The organism is Haloarcula sp. Atlit-47R, assembly GCF_003665985.1.
GTDB lineage: Archaea > Halobacteriota > Halobacteria > Halobacteriales > Haloarculaceae > Haloarcula > Haloarcula taiwanensis.
Genome location: NZ_QPLQ01000006.1, coordinates 94527 through 113867, shown reverse-complemented (window position 1 = coordinate 113867; position 19341 = coordinate 94527). Strand labels below are relative to the sequence as shown.

The following is a 19341-nucleotide window of genomic DNA, read 5'->3' as shown; positions in this document are numbered from 1 at the left end:
TTTACGACTTTGAATTAGTTGTCCTCTCGCCATCGATTAGCACACTTACAGCAGGTCAGCATTCTCGTTGGAGGTTCGTCAATAGAACGCAGCTGGACGAGGCGATAGTGTGCCCGGTCGTGAGTACACTCCGGACACGTCGCACTTGTCGACGGAAGGATGATATCCGGCTCTGAGGTAGCCGTCGTTTCGACATCTTCCTGCCGCTCTGCGACACCCACGAGCTCGCTAGCTGCAGTCGACGCTGGCGCGGATTCACTCGCTGACTGCAGTGCAGTTCCGAACAACGCTTCATCACGAATGAGCGCCCAGAATCGGCGTTTCCCGGGAGGGATCGAAGCCGTGTGTAAGGTCTGCCCGCCATCGGGAACAACCACTTGTTCGGCATCGGTCTGAGCAGTATAAGTGGCCCCCAATCCGGCTGATGCAGGGTCAGAATCCGGTGCTGACGTATTCGCGACAACTTCTTGGATAGCAGCGTTGACCGCTTGACTGGAGGCATCCTCGTCGACGTCGACGGTGACGACGTTATCCTGAGTCCGCCACCACTCGGGGAGTGGAATCGCGCCACCTTCTTCGTAGATTTCTGTCGCCTTCAGCCACTCTCCAGCGTCGACGCCGTTGCCCTCCGACTCATCAAGCCGGTCGGGTGGTGTATGGACAGGACGAGAAACCTTCTCGACACCAGGCGCACCCATAGCCGGGATCGTGTTCGCCGAATGGACTTGGTGAGGTTGTTCGATTCCGCGCTTGATGTTGCGCTCTTTGACCGCCTCCCAGTCGACGTCAGCGATGTCGCCCCGCGGCGCCGGACCATCCCCCCGGTCGATGATAGTAATGAGCGTCTCAGAATCCGCCGCAAGCGTCGCTTGGTCGTTGTACTTTCCGACCTTTCCGGCGACGATTCGGACGAGGTCGCCTTCGTGGAGAATGACATCCTGCCCTGAACGAGTCCAGATGGTGAACTTGATTGTCCCCGTGTCGTCTTTGATGATGCCGACCTGCTGTTGGGACGACGATTTTGGCTGCCAGAGTGTCGTGACCTCGCCCTGGATGTCGGCCTCAACGTTGTACTTCGATGGGATAACAGGGACCGTCGCGATGGGCTGAATAACGCCTCCCTCCTGGAAGCACTCATCCTGAAGGTTCGACATCGCTGTGTAGAGTGACTGCCCACCGAGAACCTTGCCCGCAAGGCGGTGTTCAAGGGCCTCGAGTGTTGGGCCAGTGAGCAACCGATTAGACAGTTTCGCGGCCGTCTCGCGAACGCTTGCTGCGGTCTCATCGTCGAGTCGGGCAAACGGATCGTAGCGAGTGAGGCCGGCGCCGAGTATGCGGTCCAGGTAGTCCCCCCGACGATTGCGCTGCTCATCGAGGAGTTCATCGCGTCGACGAGCCTCTCGGTCGATACCGATTACAGCTGCAGCCAAGGCTTTCTCACGCTGGCGTTTGCGTTCGGATCGAAGCCCATGCAGGCGCTCTTGCGCTTCCAGTGGGAGGCCAGTGAGATCCTCGTCGGCTAGATCTATCGGGTCGATATCCGTAGCGACGCTCGTTCGGAGGCTAGCGTTCACCCAGTGGGAATCAAGTTCTACCTGACCAGTGCCTTCGATTGGCTCCCCGAATTCATCGTATTCGGGCTCGGAGCGAGCGGCGAGCAACAGTTCGCCGGCGTTCTCCAAGCGAGTCCCCAAGCAGTCACTCTGCAGATGCGGACTCGCGTAGAGGCCGCGCATATCTAATTCGTCGAAGCGGCTACCCTGCTCGATTTCTGCGTTCGTTAGTCGGTTCTGGCCACGCTGTCTATAGTTAGCACTCATTGCTTGGAACACCACGTGAGGCTCGAAGGCCACGATGTCACCATCGCCACCTCTCGAACTCCCTCAACCCCCTTTGGGGGCAAATACTGGCGTGGTGTTAGATGTCTGAAGAGGGACTTTCATCGAGAACGAACGATTCACCGCCGCCATGCCGTTCCTCTACGAGATCATATTGCTGACCGGAATCCGCTGTCGTTTTTGAGAAAAGTGAAGAGTCATCCATTTCTCAAGACTGTGAAAGCTACATCACTCGGATCAACCTGCTGTTGGCGTTCAATCCACTCAACAACTGCCTCACGACTGGCTTCTTTGAGTGAGAATCTGTAATCCTTCGCGAGCTTACGAAATCACTCGTATTCGTCCTCAATCAATTCTATTTGTACGTGTTTCATATCGTTACTTTTCATCCTGATATTCTAGAGTCTGTGAATTGATTATATGTTGTAAAATATGACACCCTTGTATGTTGGGACTCGAGACTGAACCCACTTCGATTCTCGATATGCGACCCACCAGTCAGTATCGAGTGAATAGTACAGTATGGGGCCAACGAAACCGCAACCCATACCCCCCGTTATCGATGTGTAATTCACCTTAATGCTGGGAACTCTTATATGGGCAGTTGAGATCCAGATGCTTTGCCGAAAATAGGGTTTTACCCGGACAAAGTATAGTATAGAGCAAGTCTTAGTAGCAACTGAACAGTGCCATTTCGTGGACGGTTACATGGACGAATAGTCGCTCCCGCCGAAATTAAGAACCGGCAGGTAGTGGCGTGTCCGGATTGCGGTGGGGGAATGTATCCACGAGGCGGTAACGAAGTTGCCCGGCATTTTTACCATATCAACGAACAGCGTGGTGAAGACTGCCCAGGTACTGAAGAATCAGAAACTCACCGCCGCTGCAAAGCCCTCGCGGCAGCAGCACTGAATGACGAGTGGGGCGAACGTGCTGTACGACTCGGTGTGGAAATGGGTGTTGATGTTAGCTACACTCCAACCAATAATGATCGGCGTCAGGCCGATGCACTCGTCGAATTTGAGTCACGGGATGAGTTCTATGGCAGCGGGGTAGTACTGGAAGTACAGTACCGAAATAGATCGAAAAATATCCGCGAAACCACCTATGATTACATTTCAGCGGATTATTCCGTAGCTTGGCTGGAACCGGACCATTTCGAGTCAGAACGTTTGGATCTCGAATTTGTAGAGACTTTATTCGAAGAGTATCCCCGCCGCCACGACTGGCAGGGCCCTAATCCACTTGAGGTTGGACACGCAGTCAGTATCCGGCATAGGACACCAGACACACTTGGTGCATTGCCGGAAACGCTGGAAATGTATCGAAGTTATCCTAACCCGCGGGCAAATATGTCTGAGCGGCGATGGGACATTGCAAAGAATCCGTACAGATGATTGCGCATCGACTCCGTCCTTCTCAACCACCCTCGCCACTATCCTATTCTTCTGTGGCGTCTGGCTCGTGTTTTTTAGAGTTTGTCAGCTCTACTTAGCAGAATATGTGTAAGCTGATTGTAGCTGAGGGTTTCAGCAGAGTCGGCATTTCCTACATCTGTAGCAGAACAAAATATACAGAAAACCCATCTCCGGCAGTGAGGTTGGAGTCCTGACCACCGCTATGGTTATATCTACGTCAAGCGTATCCGAAAATGGACCTTGAACGGTCCCATTCAATGGAGGAAGGCAAACCTCGCCTTTCCTTTCGATACTTCTGAGCCGCTGCTGAGGTGTGAGATTGGCGTGTAGCCACGGTCACTATTTCCCCGCCCAGAAGCCGAAGCCAGCCTCCACGGCAGATGTGTGGATTTTGTGTGGTTGTCCTTCGATAATCGCCAGACAGAGCTGTATTTAGCAGCTACAGTTATACTCAGTACACCCGTCTTTGAGAACGGAAAGCATCGGGTTGCTTTCTTCCATTGAATGAACAGCGACAGCAACAGCGATCGCTCCAACGAGGACGATCACAAGAAGAGCGGAAGTACCGACACCCACCATGGCGACGTTCCCCAGTCCCCGTATGTCCGACGCTACATGGGCCTCGATGCGGTCGAGGCTCGCAGTGACGACATTCCTTCAGACTGGGACGTGGCTGGGCAAGAAAGCGCAACGCTCTCCGAGAGCGACTGCTACGGATGGTTCGATGGGCAACCCATGGTTCCCTCCCGTAGCGACGAACGGAGGGCAGAGATCAACGTGATTGGCAGCGCACCCGATGCACTGTCCGAACCTGACTCTGTTCCGCCGAGCAGCGCGCTCATCCTGAAAGGCGCAGACAAACTCACCGATCCGACTGGCGACCAGTTAGTTGGTGTATCCTCTGGCCTCGATGAATCTTACCCCAGTGGTTCCGCTGATACCACGACGCCAACGGACCAGAAGCTCGTCCCGTGGAATCAACTCGATTTCCGGACGCTTCGACTCCGTTCGCGTGACTACATCCCGAACGCAGAGCAGACGCCTGCGTCTGCTTTGGGGATAGAACCGACCGACTTCGAAGTATCACTCCCGGATGGTTCGACGCTCCCACTCGGAGCAATCGTTCCAAACCCGGAGCAGTACTCGCGGTCCTCGATTCCAGGTATCGAACGCCGACTTGCACTCGATTACGAGCTCAAGAAGGTGACCAACGGAATCGACCAACACGGTCAGACGTCTGGCGTTGCTGCTGTACTCGATGCACACACTGATGCCTTAGCGATCTATCGCGAGGAGCAGAACAGCATCGTCCCACAGCGACGTAGCGAGCAATTCGAACAATCGATTCAGGAACAGTCAGACCCGCTTCGAGAACTCGAAGCAAGCTATCCTGAGAGTGTGCCTGAAGTCCTAGCTGAAGCCAAGCGCTTCTACACGGACTTCCCGCATGCCCACGAAATTCGAACGAAGACGCCTGTCCAGATGGCATCTGTCTTAGCACGCTGCGTGTTAGATGGACGGGATCTTTCATCTGCAGTCCTGAGCCAGTCAGAACTGGAGAAACACGATCCTCGGAATGTACTGAAGATCGGCAACATCCAGTACACCAATACCTACTCTACGAGGGGGTATGTCTCCACTCAGGGACGAGTGAAGCGAGTGTATTATCCGGATAATCCGAAGATCAAGTTCGGATTTATTCTGGAGGATGATTCCGGCTTCGCGTACGTTGCAGTCTGGAAACCCAGCGAACGAGTTATCACCCGTTCGACTTCGGATCCAGACGATGCCGACGGCGAGGTGATTGTGTCTGAGAGCATCTTTGTGGAACCGAACGAAGGCGATTTGGTTCGTCTCACGGACTTCCGCAAAGGGGAGTTCAACGACCAGCCCTCGCTAAATTCTCGATGGGATAGCGACATTCACATCCTCGAGAAGGCCGCTCTAACGTCAACGAGGCGACCGCCAACGCAACACCGCCCTACTCCTCCAACCCACAAGCGCAGCAACGCTGCCAGTGAAGACGAGTCTACGGGCGAATCTGCGAACGCAATGGCGAGATATGTTGGCGATACCTCGACTGAATGGCCCGATTCGGACTGGCTGAATTGGATCATGTCTGCCGAGATCGCTACCGTCACCAGTCAATCGACGATAGCACAGCCCACCGCCGAGGAGACTGTCTCCAACGGAGCGGATGAGCAGACTGATACCCACCTATCTTCGGATAGTGCATGGGATTCCTCAGCCTGCTGGGTGTGCCAACATCAATCCGGCTCGATGTCCTACGACAGCGATGTCCGGGCGTTCTATCACCCAATCTGCCTCGACCGTGCTGGTGTCGACAGCTGCTCTGAGTACGAAGAACTCCGGCCCCAGGAGGTTCAGCAGTGAACACCACTGGAACCGTCGTTTGGATCTCAAGGTACGTCTCTCACACCAACGAGAGTGCTGCAACTGTCCAACAGAACTGTAACGACCACTAACACCCCCCGAGTTCAGCGACGAACTCAGATCTCTATTCTTCCCTTCGATGGCTCATGAGTGGGAGTGTGTTCTTGTCTTAACCAACAATTCGGTTCTTTACCCACCCAGTGTTGGTTAATGTGTTATTAGAAATGCGCCCTTTGAGTTCTTGAGTCAGTCGAATTGCGAGATTGATATCCCCCGCACGCTAAAGCGCGAGGATTCCTCCATCAGGGGTTCGGCTACCGACCCACAGAGGCAATTTGCGGGCTCGTACGCACTTCTTTGGGACTACACACAGGCCATCGACGGTATGAATCTCGCGGTAGCAAGGAGTTCTCAAAATGGGAGCGGATTCACCGCTGCGGCAACAATTGAAGATCGCTATCGATTGGATGGACCCAACCATATCGATAAGAATCAGGCACCATTGCAACTGTTGTAACTCTGGAGTCATTATATCAATCCCCGCTAAAGAGTGCATTGCGGAGAAAGCCTGAATCGAAGCCCTGCAATGCACCGCTTGCGGGTGAGATAGCCCTCCATAGTCAGCCCACCAAATTACCCCTCGTCGATAACGGGACAGGGGTCATGGCCCTCCAATGTGTCAGCCCTCCTGCTGGCGCTCGTTAGATACCCTCCCAATCATGATCCATAGCCAGATTTTGAAGAGTAGCACAGTTTCAACAGCCAACGAAGCACCCGATGTGCCTAGCTGTGTGAAGACGAATACTCCAGATAACAGCTCACCATGAGCATGGATGCAGGGCAGTCAGAAGACTGGTATCAAGTACGACTCACGCTGCCGTGGGTCGTTCCGGGGGCTCCAGGCGTCCAAGATGCGATCAATATCGCCGTGGCGGAGGTTGGCCGTCGAGCAGACGCCTCAGCGGTTCGTTCTGCCGGTATTTCGGTCCAAGACGTTGCCTGCCCAAGCTGTAGCTGGGAGATGGAAGCAGTGCTTTGCACACACGGCTACGCCATGGTCGTACTGGACATTACAGTGGAGATAGAGGCCAGCTCAGTAGATGAAAGTACGACCCTTGTCAAACGCGAACTCGGCTCTCGGATGAAAGATATCCCACTAACAGTCGTCGACTCGATCCCCGTCGACGACATCGAGGACTCATCTGTCTCGTTTGCTGAACTCGGTCTTCCGGCAGAGAATCGTCAGGAGACTACAGAGCCTTCCACTTCCAGCAACATACACAAATCTGGTTCGTAACAGGACATTGTCTTGAAATTGTATCAAAATTATTGAAGATAGTGAATATCAGGCTCTGAGTTTTTCTTACTGCGTCCCCTACTAATGTTCGTGTCCTCATAACCCTCCTAATCAGATGAGGGCACTATGCACCCTCCTACTTGGGCCTGATACTCGCTGTCAGAAGTTTCGGAAAAGAGTATACCAGCAGCACTTTTGACGACACGCCAGTCGAGAGTCTATGTATCGTATACTCGCTTAAATATGACCTACACACAGAGTCGAAGTCAGCGTCCGTACGTATACAATCCACTTGGAAATCTCTACTAAGCAAGGACAACCAGAACTGGGGCTCCTACTGAGCTGGTGTCTCCGGGACGTCCATCTCGGCTACCAGTTCCTCGACAGCGTCCTCAACCGCCGCCTCGACGTCGGCCGTATTCCCCTCGTAAACAGCCAACACAGCGTCTGCTTCCTCAGTCTCACCGCTTTCCAGCGCGCCTAGTCGGTCCTGGGTAGCGTCCAGTGTCTCTGCTACCCACGAGTCCCGAACCGCTTCGTCTACCACCGAAATGTGTTCAGGCTGGAGCGAGACGTTGATTCCGTAATCCGTCTCGTAGCTGTGTATCTTCCCGATTACAGCCACATAGCAGGGCGTCTCGGTCGAAGAGAGGATCTGCATCGCCTCCGGCTGGTACTCACCAGCGTAGACACTGACCGATTCAGAAGCCGCCATGACCGTCCCGCGCCAGTACTCTGAGTCCGTCCCGACATCCTTCGTCTCCATGAGCGTTCCAACGACGAAGACCCGGTTGGCTGCTTCACCGGAGGGGAGCAGTGAGAAGTTCGGCGCTCGGTCCTCCTCACCGTCTTCGGGACGGGTAAACGAGTGCGTCGCCTGATTCAGGTCCTGTGCGAAGACACGCTTGGCCGGTTGGCGCTGCGTTCGTGCCGGATCGAGGGCACCGTCTTCCAGACCAGGCTGTTCACTGGAGTAGACTGTCTGGGCCACATCGTCGACGAGGAAGTAGTCGCCGATGACGGGACCACTGACTTCGAAGGTCCGGCCGATGAGCTGGTCTCGGAAGGCGTTGAGTACGACAGTGGGATCCACTGTTTCCATCGCCATCTCGATAGCTTCCTCCAGGCTCATGCCAGTGACCGCTTCGGTCATTTCGTCGTTGAACAGCGCCCGGACTGCCGACTGACCATCGTCGAGAATCGCCTTGATACGAAGGTCGAACTCACCATCGACCTCACCGTGTTCAGCACAGCGGCCGTTCGTCACCAGTCGACTGCAGTTCTCCTCCGGGCAGCGCTTGATGAGCCCAGAGCCATCCTCGATGGCGACGAGCGTCCCGGTGACACTCACAGAGCCGTCGGCCGGGATGACTTCCTGTTCGGCCTCTACGACGCTACTGGCTTTGTTGAGCGAGATACTGAATTTGCCCTCGTACTCGTTGGTGATGACCGACGAGAAGTCGTAGGTCACACCTTCTTCGAGAGTCGGGAGCTCGTCGGTGTTCTTCGCCCACTTGACGAACTTCATCTGGGCACTCTCGTCTGCCACGAGGCCGACCTGAGCCATGGAGTCATGCGTTACATCCCAGAGGTCGATGACCTGTGCTCGAACGTCCACCCACTCTTCGTCGCCGAGGTCCGCTATCTCACTGAGGAGCGTTCGGTCGAAGTCTTCTGACCGACCGCCACTGGAACTGTAGCCCGCCAGAGCCGCGAGGTCCTCGGAGACGTCGTCGTCCGAAAGGTCGAACTCATCGATGAGCTTGCGAACGACCGCCACCTGTGCGTCGTCGACAGGCACCTTGAACGCGGTCATCGACTCCATCTGCTCTTCCACCGATGCCGGCGGCATGTCGACACCGATTGTCTCGAACTCGCCGCTGATGGTTGCCGCACGGGACGCTACGTCGGAGTTAGTGTTGACACTCATGGTCGTCTCTCTGAGGGGCTCACGGGGTGGACCGGCACGAGATACGAGACCTCGATAGTCGTGACATCACAACTATCTCTCGGACCTGCTCCGCCCCACATCCCCTCAGCCCCCTTTGGGGGCTAATACGCGGGAAATGCGAAGCGGGTTTCTGAGAAGGTGTCTCACTGCACTCGCGGCCGAGGTCGGGAGAAAAACGCTCACTCGCCCCGGTTGGAAGCGAGCAACGATGGAACCAATCGGCGGACGAGTGTGATTCGCTACACCCCTGACTCCCTCAGTCTCCTTTGGGGACAAATACGCGGGAAGAGCGAAGTAGGTAGCTGAGAAAAGTTCTCACCGACCCTAACAGAGGGTACTACGGTCACTCCCAGAACGACTGAATACGCTCATCCAACTCCGACAGAATCTCCGAAATCACTGCTCGCCAATCACTTTCGAACTCCATGTCCTGGCCAGGCGTCATTGCGTCGGGCGGTGGGTGAAAATGCTCCCGGTCGTTGTGGCTGTTCGGATGACAGTCCCATCTGCACTCCCACGAGTTTCCGTCCCGATACTGCTCGGAGTAGTGAATGTTGAAATCATCTGTTTCGAACCACCGGATGCGAAGATATGCACGCTCTATGGCAGCGGGGAAATATCCGAGATCGTACTCGGCGACGACCGCGTTTGGGGCATACTCAGGGCGGTACTCTACAGCCTCGAAACGAGTACTCCCGCGAAGACGTCGTCCGATCCGTTCTAAGACATCGCTATCGATGCCACCAACACCGTCTGTGTCCCCCTCAGGCATCGATTGTCTCAGTATGCCCGCCAGACGTATCCTCGCGGCGAGCAGCATCCAACAGCGCTGCTCTCTCTTCGAGAGTCTTCCAGTTTGATACCGCTTCCCAGATGTCCTCTATTGACTCCTCATAGCTCTCCTCAACCAGAGAGACATCGTCTGGAGAGTCGACTTCGAAGCGTTCTCGATACTCCGTGGCCGCATCGAGCGTCTCTGTGAGACGTGCCACAATCTCTGTCTCTGAGTACCGTTGGCGAATCTGCTCGATTCTGCGCCACTTCAGATAGGAGTTGTTTCGCTCATATCGTACAGGCCGTCCGGACAGCTCACGCACCATCCCCATCTCAGCAAACCACTGGAGATAGTCGCGAGCAGTCTCTGTATCACAGTCTGCTCGCGTCGCGATGGTCGACACCTTCGTTGGCTCTCGCAGCTGCATGATGACGTCCAGCATCCGCTCTCTGGTCGGTCCTTCCTTCAGTACATCGTCGGGAGACTCCCACGCATCGAAGTCAGGGGCTTCTTCATCGTCTCCCGGTATATCCTGAGGGGTATCGGTCAAATCCATATTCGAGGTCACTTACAAGGACTAACGCATTTCTCTGTGAAATAACTACTGTTAACTGGATTATTTCAGTTTAGGTCTCAAGGCTCTGTCCACACGCGACGAGACAAACCGCACGTTGCTGGATTCCTGACAATGACCTATTCGCGGTTTTCAATCTGTCAGTACAGTCCTTCTACTGTCTGATGGCAAGAAAATAGGGGAACTGCTATATTATATTATAGCTTAAGACTCGTATGACCAACAATCCCATCAAAGAATGCGTTGCTTGCGGCCGAATTTATAATTCGAAAGTCACAGAGCAGCACTGCCCGTATTGCCGGACATCAAATTAAGATATTGAGCCTTTGAGGGATTTCTTTAGAGACCCCTTCCTACGACTGACTCAACGACAATAAAGCGAGAACAGATTCTCGAGACATTGGTCACACGGCTGCTCAAGAAACACTACCCGAACAGTCGTGACAAGCGGTCACGAACGCCTCCTGTGGTCTTTCGCTCCGTTCCTCTGATTTGTTCGTTGGCCTCAGTGTATTGCTGAAGGACCGCGTCAATGCCAGTGAGCGTTTCCTTGGCTGTCGGCGTGTCTTCTCGCCGGATCATCGGCCGGATAATTGCCTTGAGATGCTTCGTTGGATGATCTGGAAGACGAGCATCCTCCTCTGACAGGAGGCCTTCCTTCCGAAGCAGTTCCCGGTAGCGATGGCGTTCGCTCATCAGCTCGTCGATGGCTTGGAGGTATACCCGGTTACTGAGCTTGACACGCTCGTTCTCCTCCTCGAGTGCGTGGTAGTCAGCATACTGATGGCTTTCCCGACGAAGTTTCCGGGCCAATATCCGGTTGTCCTCACGGGCCATGTCCAGGGCCTGCTGTGTCGGTGTCCGGCCTTCGCGAGGCACACTCCAGTCGTTCGCGTGCTTTTCGTCATCGGTTAGATGTGGGTCTGTACGCTCCCAGTCCTTACCGGCTGCCGCAGCCGTGAGTTCCATAGCCTCCTGTGTACTCTCACGGAGCGTATCGTCGGTGTCGAGACCACGGGGAGAGGCAGAACGGCGTCCTTGTTCGTCCTGTTCTGCGGCATAGCCATTTTCGACGGAGTCGCCGGACACTGCATCGGGAGTTCGGACAGGTGGGTCAGTGTGGGCTGTGGGCGAGGGAGGCTCTGGTGCCGGCGTCGCATCGCCACCAAAGGCGCTGGATGGCTCCGTGTCGGCTTTACTGCCGGCGGATGGGGAATCAGTCGCCACGCCATCTGAAGCGTCTCCAGCGCCGCTAGCGTTGCTCAGACCAGTCCCCGGGTCAGCCGCAGCGGCGTGGCCCGAAGATTTCGATGAATCGTCGAAAGAAGTCGATGCATCAGTTGCCTCGCGTGTCCCGTTCGAAGATGACCCGCCGAATTTCTTCCCATTGGCGGAGGGCAATTCGTAGTAGTCGTCCACACGGAGTAGAGCCCGGGCAATAGTGACATCCCCGTATGTTGACCCCGAGCTGTAGTGACGCCGGTCCCATTTCTCTCGGTACAGACCAGAATCGCGAAAGAGGGCGTCCATCTGAGCAGGGTCTTTACCCGTCCAGAAAGCCAGGTAGTGAGCCATCGCCATGTCGGCTTCAGATTGAGAAGGGTACTCGGCTTGTGGTGAGCCCCACATCGAGCTGTCGCCGTCGTAGAGGCGACGTCGACGACTGCCACCCTTCGCGTCGAACATCTTGGAGAGTAGCTCCTCGTCCGATAGTTCAACGCCTGGCCCGGCAAGATCGTCGAACGTTTTCGGCATGACTTCCGGAAGATACCGAGCATCGACTCGCGCCAGTGCGTCTCTCACAGCCGATGCTTCGATGGTGTCGAGGTCATCACCGTATCTGTCTCGAAGCGATTCTGACTCGTGCTGTCCGCCAGAGGCGGAAGATGAATCAGCTTCGTTTCCACCGTTTTTTGATATATTCGATGCGGCTGCAGTATCTAGACTCGCCTGTCCGCCAGAGTCGATACCACCTCGGATGAAATCTCGGTGAACGGCTTCTATGTCATCTTGACAGGTGCGTATTTCCCGGGGTGTCCCATCGACGTGCTCACCGGTCACAGTGAAGTAGCGGTCGGAGTCATACATTTCGACCCTGCCTTTCCGATTCCCACCATCGGGAAGCTCACCACCGACGAGGATATGCACACCAGTTCCGGATGGAGAGACTTCGGTGTAGGAGTCCAATCGGTCGATGATATCTTCAGCCCATTCTTCGAGTTCACCGGTGTCGGCATCACGGCATTTGTCGAGGTCGACGCCGGCGATTGAGACATCCTCGGTAAACACAAATCCGAGGCCGTCGGAGTTGACGCGACTGTCGCCGTGGGCTGCAACTGCTTGCTCGAAATCCCGACGCTGGTTCGGGTCGGTGACATCCAGATTCGGGCTGCCACTGGTCCGATACGGTTTCGTCGGGATTTTGGTAGGTTTCCCGTCTCGCTCCCCCTCTCGCCAGCAGATCCAGTTCTCGATGGGGCGGATTTCTTCGGGTATTTCCTCGTCTCTAACGTCGATTATCGGCATGGTTTGAGTTGGTATTGTTCCGGCGCATACGCCTCCGTCACCGAGGCGTGACAAACCGGTTTCAGGGTGGATGGAACACTACGAGATGAAACCGAGAGACTGCACGCGATTTCACTGCTGTATCGACTCCGTCCCCACCCAACACTATGATAAATCAATTCAGGAATGGCTAATGGAGGCAGGAGAGCGCTCGATAGGTCCTCTAGGTATGCTCTCGTCGACGGGCACCACCCTAACGCCCCCTCATTTCCAATATTGGCATTAGAGCGGTTCAAACCCTGTATTTCTGCACCTGCCCACTTTTCAACCACCCTTACGCCTTGCGCGGATTTTGTCGCAAACCGATTTCCAGACGCAATCGAGTTTGGAATCTGAGTGTTGAGAGAGGCCCAATTAGGCTCTAAGCCATTTTGCACACTTTTTGTCCCCGTCAACAGCGGTCGGGCGTTTTCAGAGAGGAATTCCTGCGATAGGAGCTCTCTACCTGCCGTGCGCGGAACGCGCACTTTCTGCGCGAATGGATCCACGCGGTTACTCAAGTTCACGGATCAATTCCCGTCCGCCGGCGAACTCCCACTCACTGTTTTCGCCCCAGATCTCAGCGTTCAGATCATCGTAGGTCAGCCCCTCTCGCTTGGCAGGGAGTTCACCAATTCGCCCTGCATTCGATAGGGCTCGAACAATCTCCCAGGCGACCGAGATATTCGGCACTATCCAGACTTTACGCTCGGCCGCAACCGCGTTGTAATCGTCGAAGTGTTTGACGATGAGATAGGGTGGACTGTTCGATATGGCCTCACCAATGAGAGCCAACCGCTCACCGTCATAGGCCGCGAGGTCAGGCTTGGCAGCCCCATCGTCAATCAGCGAATATTTGCTGATGAAATACTGGTTGTTTCGGTCGTTCGCGAGCGACCGAGCTAAGGCCTCCACCAGTACCTTGTGGACAGTCTTCTCATTCACATCTCCCTGGTTCTCTCCAGTAGTTACGGATGCTCCACAGGCCACCTGCCCGTCGCCGGTAACAGTGTAGTAAATCCGGCTCAGGTCTTCGTGCACCTCAAGATAGCCGAGGTCCTCCAGCTTCTCTAAATCTATATCAGAGAACTGATTTTTGATAGCTGCCATCGAATCGAGGATGTCGAACGTGGGATGCCGACCGTTGACCGTGGTAACGACCTCGGTGAGGAACCTCCGTTCGTCAACTGACAGGGTTGTATCTATTTCTGAATCGGCATTGGGACCACCATCGGGAGATTCAGGTTTGCCCCCTGAATCGCCCTTCTGCTGATTCGGAACGGGCTCTGAGTCTGGTTTGGTTCCGGAGGAATCAGCAGGTTTGGGGGTGGCCCTACTGCCGTTCGATTTGGTCGCGTCCAGGTCGTCGACGAGATCGTCCGTTGGTACCGGTCGAGGATGGGGTCCCCCATCGTCTTCGTCTTCTCGGGATTTGGAGGCCGACCCCTTCTCGTCGCGTTTCGCAGTAGGTGAGCGCCCACCTCCAAGTGAGGTGCCGAGATTGTTCGTCGCGCCGCTGTCGCCACTAGAACCGGAGGTGGCGGGGGACTGCGGAAGACCATCTGGCGTTACAGACGGACCGGATGGTTCTGCCTGCGCGTTCGAGACTTGCTGTGCCGATGGTTTCGTGTTGCTGCCCGGCAACAGACAGTAGTCATCACGAGTTCGCCGTGACATTTCATCGGCTGCATCGCTGTACAGAATCCCATATGGCGAGACTGTCTCTGCAGTCACAGGGTCGCCCGAAGCGGTGTGGCCGGCTGGAATGTCTACAGGGAGGAGGGTCACCAGCTCAGGAATATCGGTCATGAAGCCTGTATCGGGTAGTTGTGCGACCCACTCGCCACGCGGAAGCGACGTGATTCGGTCCACGAGCTCTTCAGACTCGATACCTTCGTGGAAGAGGGTCATGACAAGTTCGTCGTCGACAGCCAGTTTCCCGATGAGTTTGGTGTTGATATTGCGAAGAATCTCTTTGTAGCTCGCGACGTCCAGCGCGTCGGCTTTCACCTGTTCAGCGAAGTGGACGATAACCTCCATCGCGAGTCCGAACTCTCGTCCATCTGGAATCATATCATCCCGGACCAGTTCGGACTGGAGGAGGGGTGCTGCCTCGTCGATGATCAGGTTGATTACGTAGTCGTCACGCACACTGGGCGTTTCACCGATTCGGTGGCGTAGCCGTGCCCCGCTCCAGATATAATCCAGCAGCATGAATGTGAAGAGGTTGCTCGAAGCTGGCCGTAGGTCACCAGTGTCGATGAGGACCACGCTCCGTGAGTCCAGCAGGTCCTGGATGTCGAACATTGGCGACTGGTCAGCGTAAGCCCCGGCCTCGTCGTCCCACTCGGGCACGAAATTCAGGATTCGCCAGATGAAACTTCTCTCAGCGAGCTTCGTAATCCGGTTCATCACCGCGTCGATAGACGTCTGGAAGCGCTGTTCATCGGCATGGAAATGACGAGACAGAGTGAGACGCAGTGTATCGTCGCTCACTTCCGGGATCTCGCCTTCCTGCATTTCGAACGCAGCCTTCAGAAGGTCCTCTATCGGCCAGGCATCGCGGCCGTATTCGGGGTCGAAGAGGGCTTTGATTAGGTTGTTGAGAATCTCTTGTGCCACGAACGCTTGCTGCGTCAGTTCGCTCCCGAGAACGTACACTAGGAGCTCGTTGTAGCGGTCGATTTTCTCTTGGACTGCGACGGTTCGACTCACGCCTGCAGCCAGCTGGGGCCGAATATCGAAGTAGGGGAACGCGAGGACTTCTTCTTCAGGGCCGGGGACTGGGAGATGAATAACGTTGTCCAGAGAGCCGAATTTGTGGAAGTGGGCCCGTTTGTACTCCTCGCTCATTGAGCCACCTTTCTTGTCGAAGATGAACGTCGGCCCGTCGAATGCCTCGTAGGCGCTGAGGGCATCGTTGATCATCGCGGTCGTCTTGCCGCCACCCGTCGTCGCTGCTCGGAGAATGTGATGGGTGAGTTGCTCTGCAGACAGTCGAATCGGGATGTCTGGCCGGTTTTCGACGGCCGTTTCTGCGCTTCCGATGTGCATCCCAGTGTCGTATTTCGACAGCATATCCTCGTCAGTCGCTGTAAGCGGCGCTCGTGCATCCGGCGAGCCGCCAGATGACCCCCGACTCGCTCGAGGCAGCGCATCCGTACTGGGAGCGACCACGAAGTTCGCTAGCTCATCAGGAGAAACAACGATGATAGGGGACCGATTGCTCAAGAGCCCGCTCAGCGCGCTCTCTCTGTTCTGCCGTGCGTGGCATAGTTGCGAGAAGGGCTTGTCACTCTGATCGAGAATCTTGCCCTCAATTCCATAATATGGGCCTGATAGGCTGGTGAACGCGTTCGAGATACTCTGGACGGTATCTGGGTCAGAGGCTGCCCGAAGCGTCAGGTCGAACGTCGTGGTCGGTTGCTTGTGGTCTATCTGGGCCATCCGAGAGCCCGTCGTTTTCTTGGAATCGCCATCGTTGAGCGTCCCACCGACTTGCTCAGGGATTTCTCCTCGGTGGAGATTCTGCCGTTCCTGGTCACTACTTCCGAAGAGCTGTCGAGACATCTCGTTGGTCGCTGCAGAGAGTGCCCCGTAGTTGCCCATCTTGAGGTCGCGTTTGTGTTCCTCGGCCTCGTCGGTCCAGTCCTTTCGTGGAGAGAAGACGGCCTGAAACACGAACGGGTCGTCAGTGTGAACTGCCTGCTCCAGCAAGACACTCAGAGGAGAGCGATACTGGTCATTGACGTCCATGTCGATATCGCTGAACGGCTGAATGAGCGTCATCCAGTCGAGTCCCTTCCGGGGGACACCCTCCCACTGTACTATCGAGGGGCGTTTCTCTGGTGGCACCTCTCGCGGACGCAACGGGACGCCGTCCAAGTGCAGTGATTGCTCTGCCTCATCAGGTGTTGGCTCGTTGCCCCCACCGATTTCGTGATGCTCGAAAACCGAAGGGTCAGCGAATCCATCGAGCCGTTCGAGATCTTCGATGTCGTCTAGGGCAGCGATTCGTCGACCCCCGACCTGCGCATTACCGTCGTTCGAAGCGAACGCCGCGACTTGGTTGAACGGGACGATCTCGAATTCGAAGCTTTCGGGGTACATCGCCCGCACGTTTGCGGCGAGATTCTTGAACGAGGTCGCATCGTACGGTGTCGCAGAAAGATAGAAGTCGAAACGCTTCGTCGCCCGGGGTTTGTGGATGATGAACTCGAACGTCTTATCGTAGTTCTTCAGTCCGAAGGCGGAGAGGAGATTGAAGCGCGAGGTATTGGTGACACCAGCCCGGTACAATCCAAAGAGCCCGCTCACTACGTTTCCGGGCGTCACTTGCTCACGGGCAGGGGAGATATGGATATACGGGCGAGCTTCGATTGGGTCCCCGAGGGCTTTTCCAGGGCCGATATCATCCTTTGCTGGATCATACGGCTCGACTTTCTCCTCACTCTCCCTCTGCTCCTCAGAGAGGTCGACAGAGTCGGCGCCGTCTTCCCCATCAGCTGGCGCTGGTAGATTCCGTTCCTCACTTCTCTGCGTGTTCGTGAAACGCCGAGGCGACTCGGAACCAGCGGGTGAGCTGTCCTGACCATCCGAGACATGAGAGTCAAGCTTCTTCGCGCGTCGAACATCGATGCCCTTGCCGCTGAATATGCCATTGTACCCATTATTCGGAACGTCGCCGCCGCTCTCATCGTCGTCTGCCGTGGGCGTCACAGCCCCCACCCAATCCTGTTGAGTTTGAACCAGCTTTCACTGGGCTGTGTAACACTCGAATTCTTGCACCAGATGTTGTTCTGTCGGTGGATTTCGGTTTCAATCATTACTGTAGTACGTCAGTCACAGTGTGAGTGCTGAGACTGCTCGATAATGCCCACAGAAGTGCAAGGCCTCGGTGTCCGGACCTCGTAAGTGGGCTTCGTTGTGATTATACTCGGTGCTGCGCTCTGGATGATGGCTGAATCCCAGCTCTCGGCTGGTTACGATTACGCCCCTCCAGCGATGTATTCGAGGAGGCCGATGACGGTGTTCATGCCGAAGTAGAACAGCGTTAGTGCAGCTCCACCGATACCGATTTTCATGCCGTTCTCAGCTCTGTCACTGTTTTTGCGGGCAGTGAAGTAGAGGACACCACCGGCAGCGAGCGCGATGAGACCCACATAGCGGAGGCCAGTCATCACGACATCGTACATGTTGTTCAGGATTCCTTCGAAGTTATCTGTGCCTGCATCGCCAGTGACGTCATCAGGATCGCCACCAACCTCCTGTGCAGCCACCGGGGCCACCATCAGGGGGACGAGTACTAGCAGTGCGATAAGCGCCGTGGAGATGCTCTTGACCGGTTGGGATGTTCGGAGGATATTCATTTTCCCGTCCTTCTTTAGGAGAGTCGATATGATAAACAAAAGTAAGTTGCAACTATTGTAATATTACAAAACGCCACTCTTACCCTGCTGATAGTGTTGATTTAGTGTGGAAATGCTTAATACTTCATTGCGCTAAATGGGATGCCATACACACGCACCCTCCTAAGCGCGATGTGTTACCCGGAGCGATAGATGTCAGCAAACACCCGAAAAGCAGACTCCAACGCTGAACAGAAGAAGACTCCACGCTATCAGAATATTCCACTGAAGCCGGACACGTACGCGAGAATGACGGCCTTCAAGCACCGGAATCCGCTGGTCAATCGGTCGTACGACGAAGCGCTCAACGAAATCCTCGACTCGATGAAGTTCCCGCAGAGTGAAGAACTGCAGAGTCCCCATCTGCCGATTGGACTCCCAGAACTAGAGGAAGACGGCGAATAGCGACAGTCGCCGAGGATAGCAGACCTTTTCAAATCCTCCTCCGGAGACCGTTCTCGAAACAGCGCCAAATATAGAGAGTATATTCATTACAAGGTCCTTGCTTTGTTGTCCTGATTTAGCCCCAACCGCGATATAGACGACAAAAAATCACTCCCTGCAGTCAAAAGGTTCGACTCAAACTACGGGTATTGTTACGTCAGGTGTGGTTTTACGAATAAGACTCAATACGGGTTGCGTTCGCGTGGTAGTCTACCACACCGAAGTCAGCCATCTTCGGAAGGTGAATGTGGTGGAGTGTGCATGCAACCTGATTTACAATCTCTTCGGTGACTGCATCCCCATCGTTTTCTCGGGTAGCGACCTCCCGCGCTAGGGACTCAAGTTCGACCGGGTCAGTCTGTTCGGTGAGGACCTCGAGCGTGGTTCGCCGTCGGTCTGACGAGAGTATTCGGTAGTACTCACTGTCGTTCAGCCGTTCGATCATCTCATACGCTCTCGTCCCTTGCTGTGTAGATTGACTCATAGTTGCTCTCTCCCATCCAGCCGGCGTCGGCCGGTGTAACTACCACTCGGAGCCCATTACCCGTAACGTGGAAGTATAAGTGATTAGGTACAGTTCTCGTAGTTTGACCAGCCAAGCACGTACCACTTCAGTTTCGTTCCAAAGGGTTACTCCAGAAACACACTGCAAGTCTGAACGCTTCTATTAAATGGCCCATCCTCCAACAGCGGAGGGT

At 55.2% G+C, this 19341-nt stretch carries 12 protein-coding genes; 4 read left to right on the top strand and 8 right to left on the bottom strand.

What is annotated here, in order from left to right; translation table 11 throughout:
• Nucleotides 1-14 precede the first annotated feature (14 nt).
• Complete coding sequence (locus DVK00_RS18575) at nt 15-1820, bottom strand: hypothetical protein (RefSeq protein WP_121578216.1); 1806 nt, start codon at nt 1818-1820, stop codon at nt 15-17.
• A gap of 797 nt (nt 1821-2617) precedes the next feature.
• Here DVK00_RS18575 and DVK00_RS21215 point away from each other — a divergent pair.
• The 3 genes from DVK00_RS21215 to DVK00_RS18565 all read left to right on the top strand — a co-directional run bounded on the left by DVK00_RS21215 (nt 2618) and on the right by DVK00_RS18565 (nt 6947).
• Nucleotides 2618-3235 (top strand): hypothetical protein, encoded by a 618-nt coding sequence (locus tag DVK00_RS21215; RefSeq protein ID WP_147435901.1) that lies wholly within the window; start codon nt 2618-2620, stop codon nt 3233-3235.
• Between the two features lie 525 nt (nt 3236-3760).
• A complete protein-coding gene (locus tag DVK00_RS18570) occupies nt 3761-5650 on the top strand; it encodes a hypothetical protein (protein ID WP_121578215.1) in 1890 nt (629 codons plus the stop codon).
• Nucleotides 5651-6479: 829 nt separating this feature from the next.
• Nucleotides 6480-6947, top strand: coding sequence for a DUF555 domain-containing protein (locus DVK00_RS18565; RefSeq protein WP_158598826.1), 468 nt, complete (start codon nt 6480-6482; stop codon nt 6945-6947).
• Nucleotides 6948-7281: 334 nt separating this feature from the next.
• Here DVK00_RS18565 and DVK00_RS18560 read toward each other — a convergent pair whose 3' ends face one another.
• The 6 genes from DVK00_RS18560 to DVK00_RS18535 form a co-directional block, all read right to left on the bottom strand.
• Nucleotides 7282-8877, bottom strand: a complete 1596-nt coding sequence (locus tag DVK00_RS18560; protein ID WP_121578213.1) for a hypothetical protein — start codon at nt 8875-8877, stop codon at nt 7282-7284.
• A gap of 364 nt (nt 8878-9241) precedes the next feature.
• On the bottom strand, nt 9242-9670 hold the full coding sequence (locus tag DVK00_RS18555; RefSeq protein WP_121578212.1) for a hypothetical protein: 429 nt from the start codon (nt 9668-9670) through the stop codon (nt 9242-9244).
• Entirely contained in the window at nt 9663-10229 is a 567-nt protein-coding gene (locus DVK00_RS18550; protein ID WP_121578246.1) for a hypothetical protein, read from the bottom strand. The genes DVK00_RS18555 and DVK00_RS18550 overlap by 8 nt, the downstream gene beginning before the upstream one ends.
• A gap of 444 nt (nt 10230-10673) precedes the next feature.
• Nucleotides 10674-12773 carry a hypothetical protein gene (locus DVK00_RS18545; protein ID WP_121578211.1) on the bottom strand — a complete coding sequence of 700 codons (2100 nt, stop codon included), beginning with the start codon at nt 12771-12773 and terminating at the stop codon, nt 10674-10676.
• 531 nt (nt 12774-13304) lie between these two features.
• Complete coding sequence (locus tag DVK00_RS18540; RefSeq protein ID WP_147435900.1) at nt 13305-17510, bottom strand: ATP-binding protein; 4206 nt, start codon at nt 17508-17510, stop codon at nt 13305-13307.
• Between the two features lie 269 nt (nt 17511-17779).
• A complete protein-coding gene (locus DVK00_RS18535) occupies nt 17780-18160 on the bottom strand; it encodes a TrbC/VirB2 family protein (protein WP_121578209.1) in 381 nt (126 codons plus the stop codon).
• A 288-nt stretch (nt 18161-18448) separates the two neighbouring features.
• Here DVK00_RS18535 and DVK00_RS21435 point away from each other — a divergent pair, with 288 nt between their 5' ends.
• On the top strand, nt 18449-18604 hold the full coding sequence (locus DVK00_RS21435) for a hypothetical protein (protein WP_158598825.1): 156 nt from the start codon (nt 18449-18451) through the stop codon (nt 18602-18604).
• 208 nt (nt 18605-18812) lie between these two features.
• Here the strand turns inward: DVK00_RS21435 and DVK00_RS18525 are convergent, their stop codons facing one another.
• Nucleotides 18813-19127, bottom strand: coding sequence for a hypothetical protein (locus tag DVK00_RS18525; RefSeq protein ID WP_199722489.1), 315 nt, complete (start codon nt 19125-19127; stop codon nt 18813-18815).
• Nucleotides 19128-19341 lie beyond the last annotated feature (214 nt).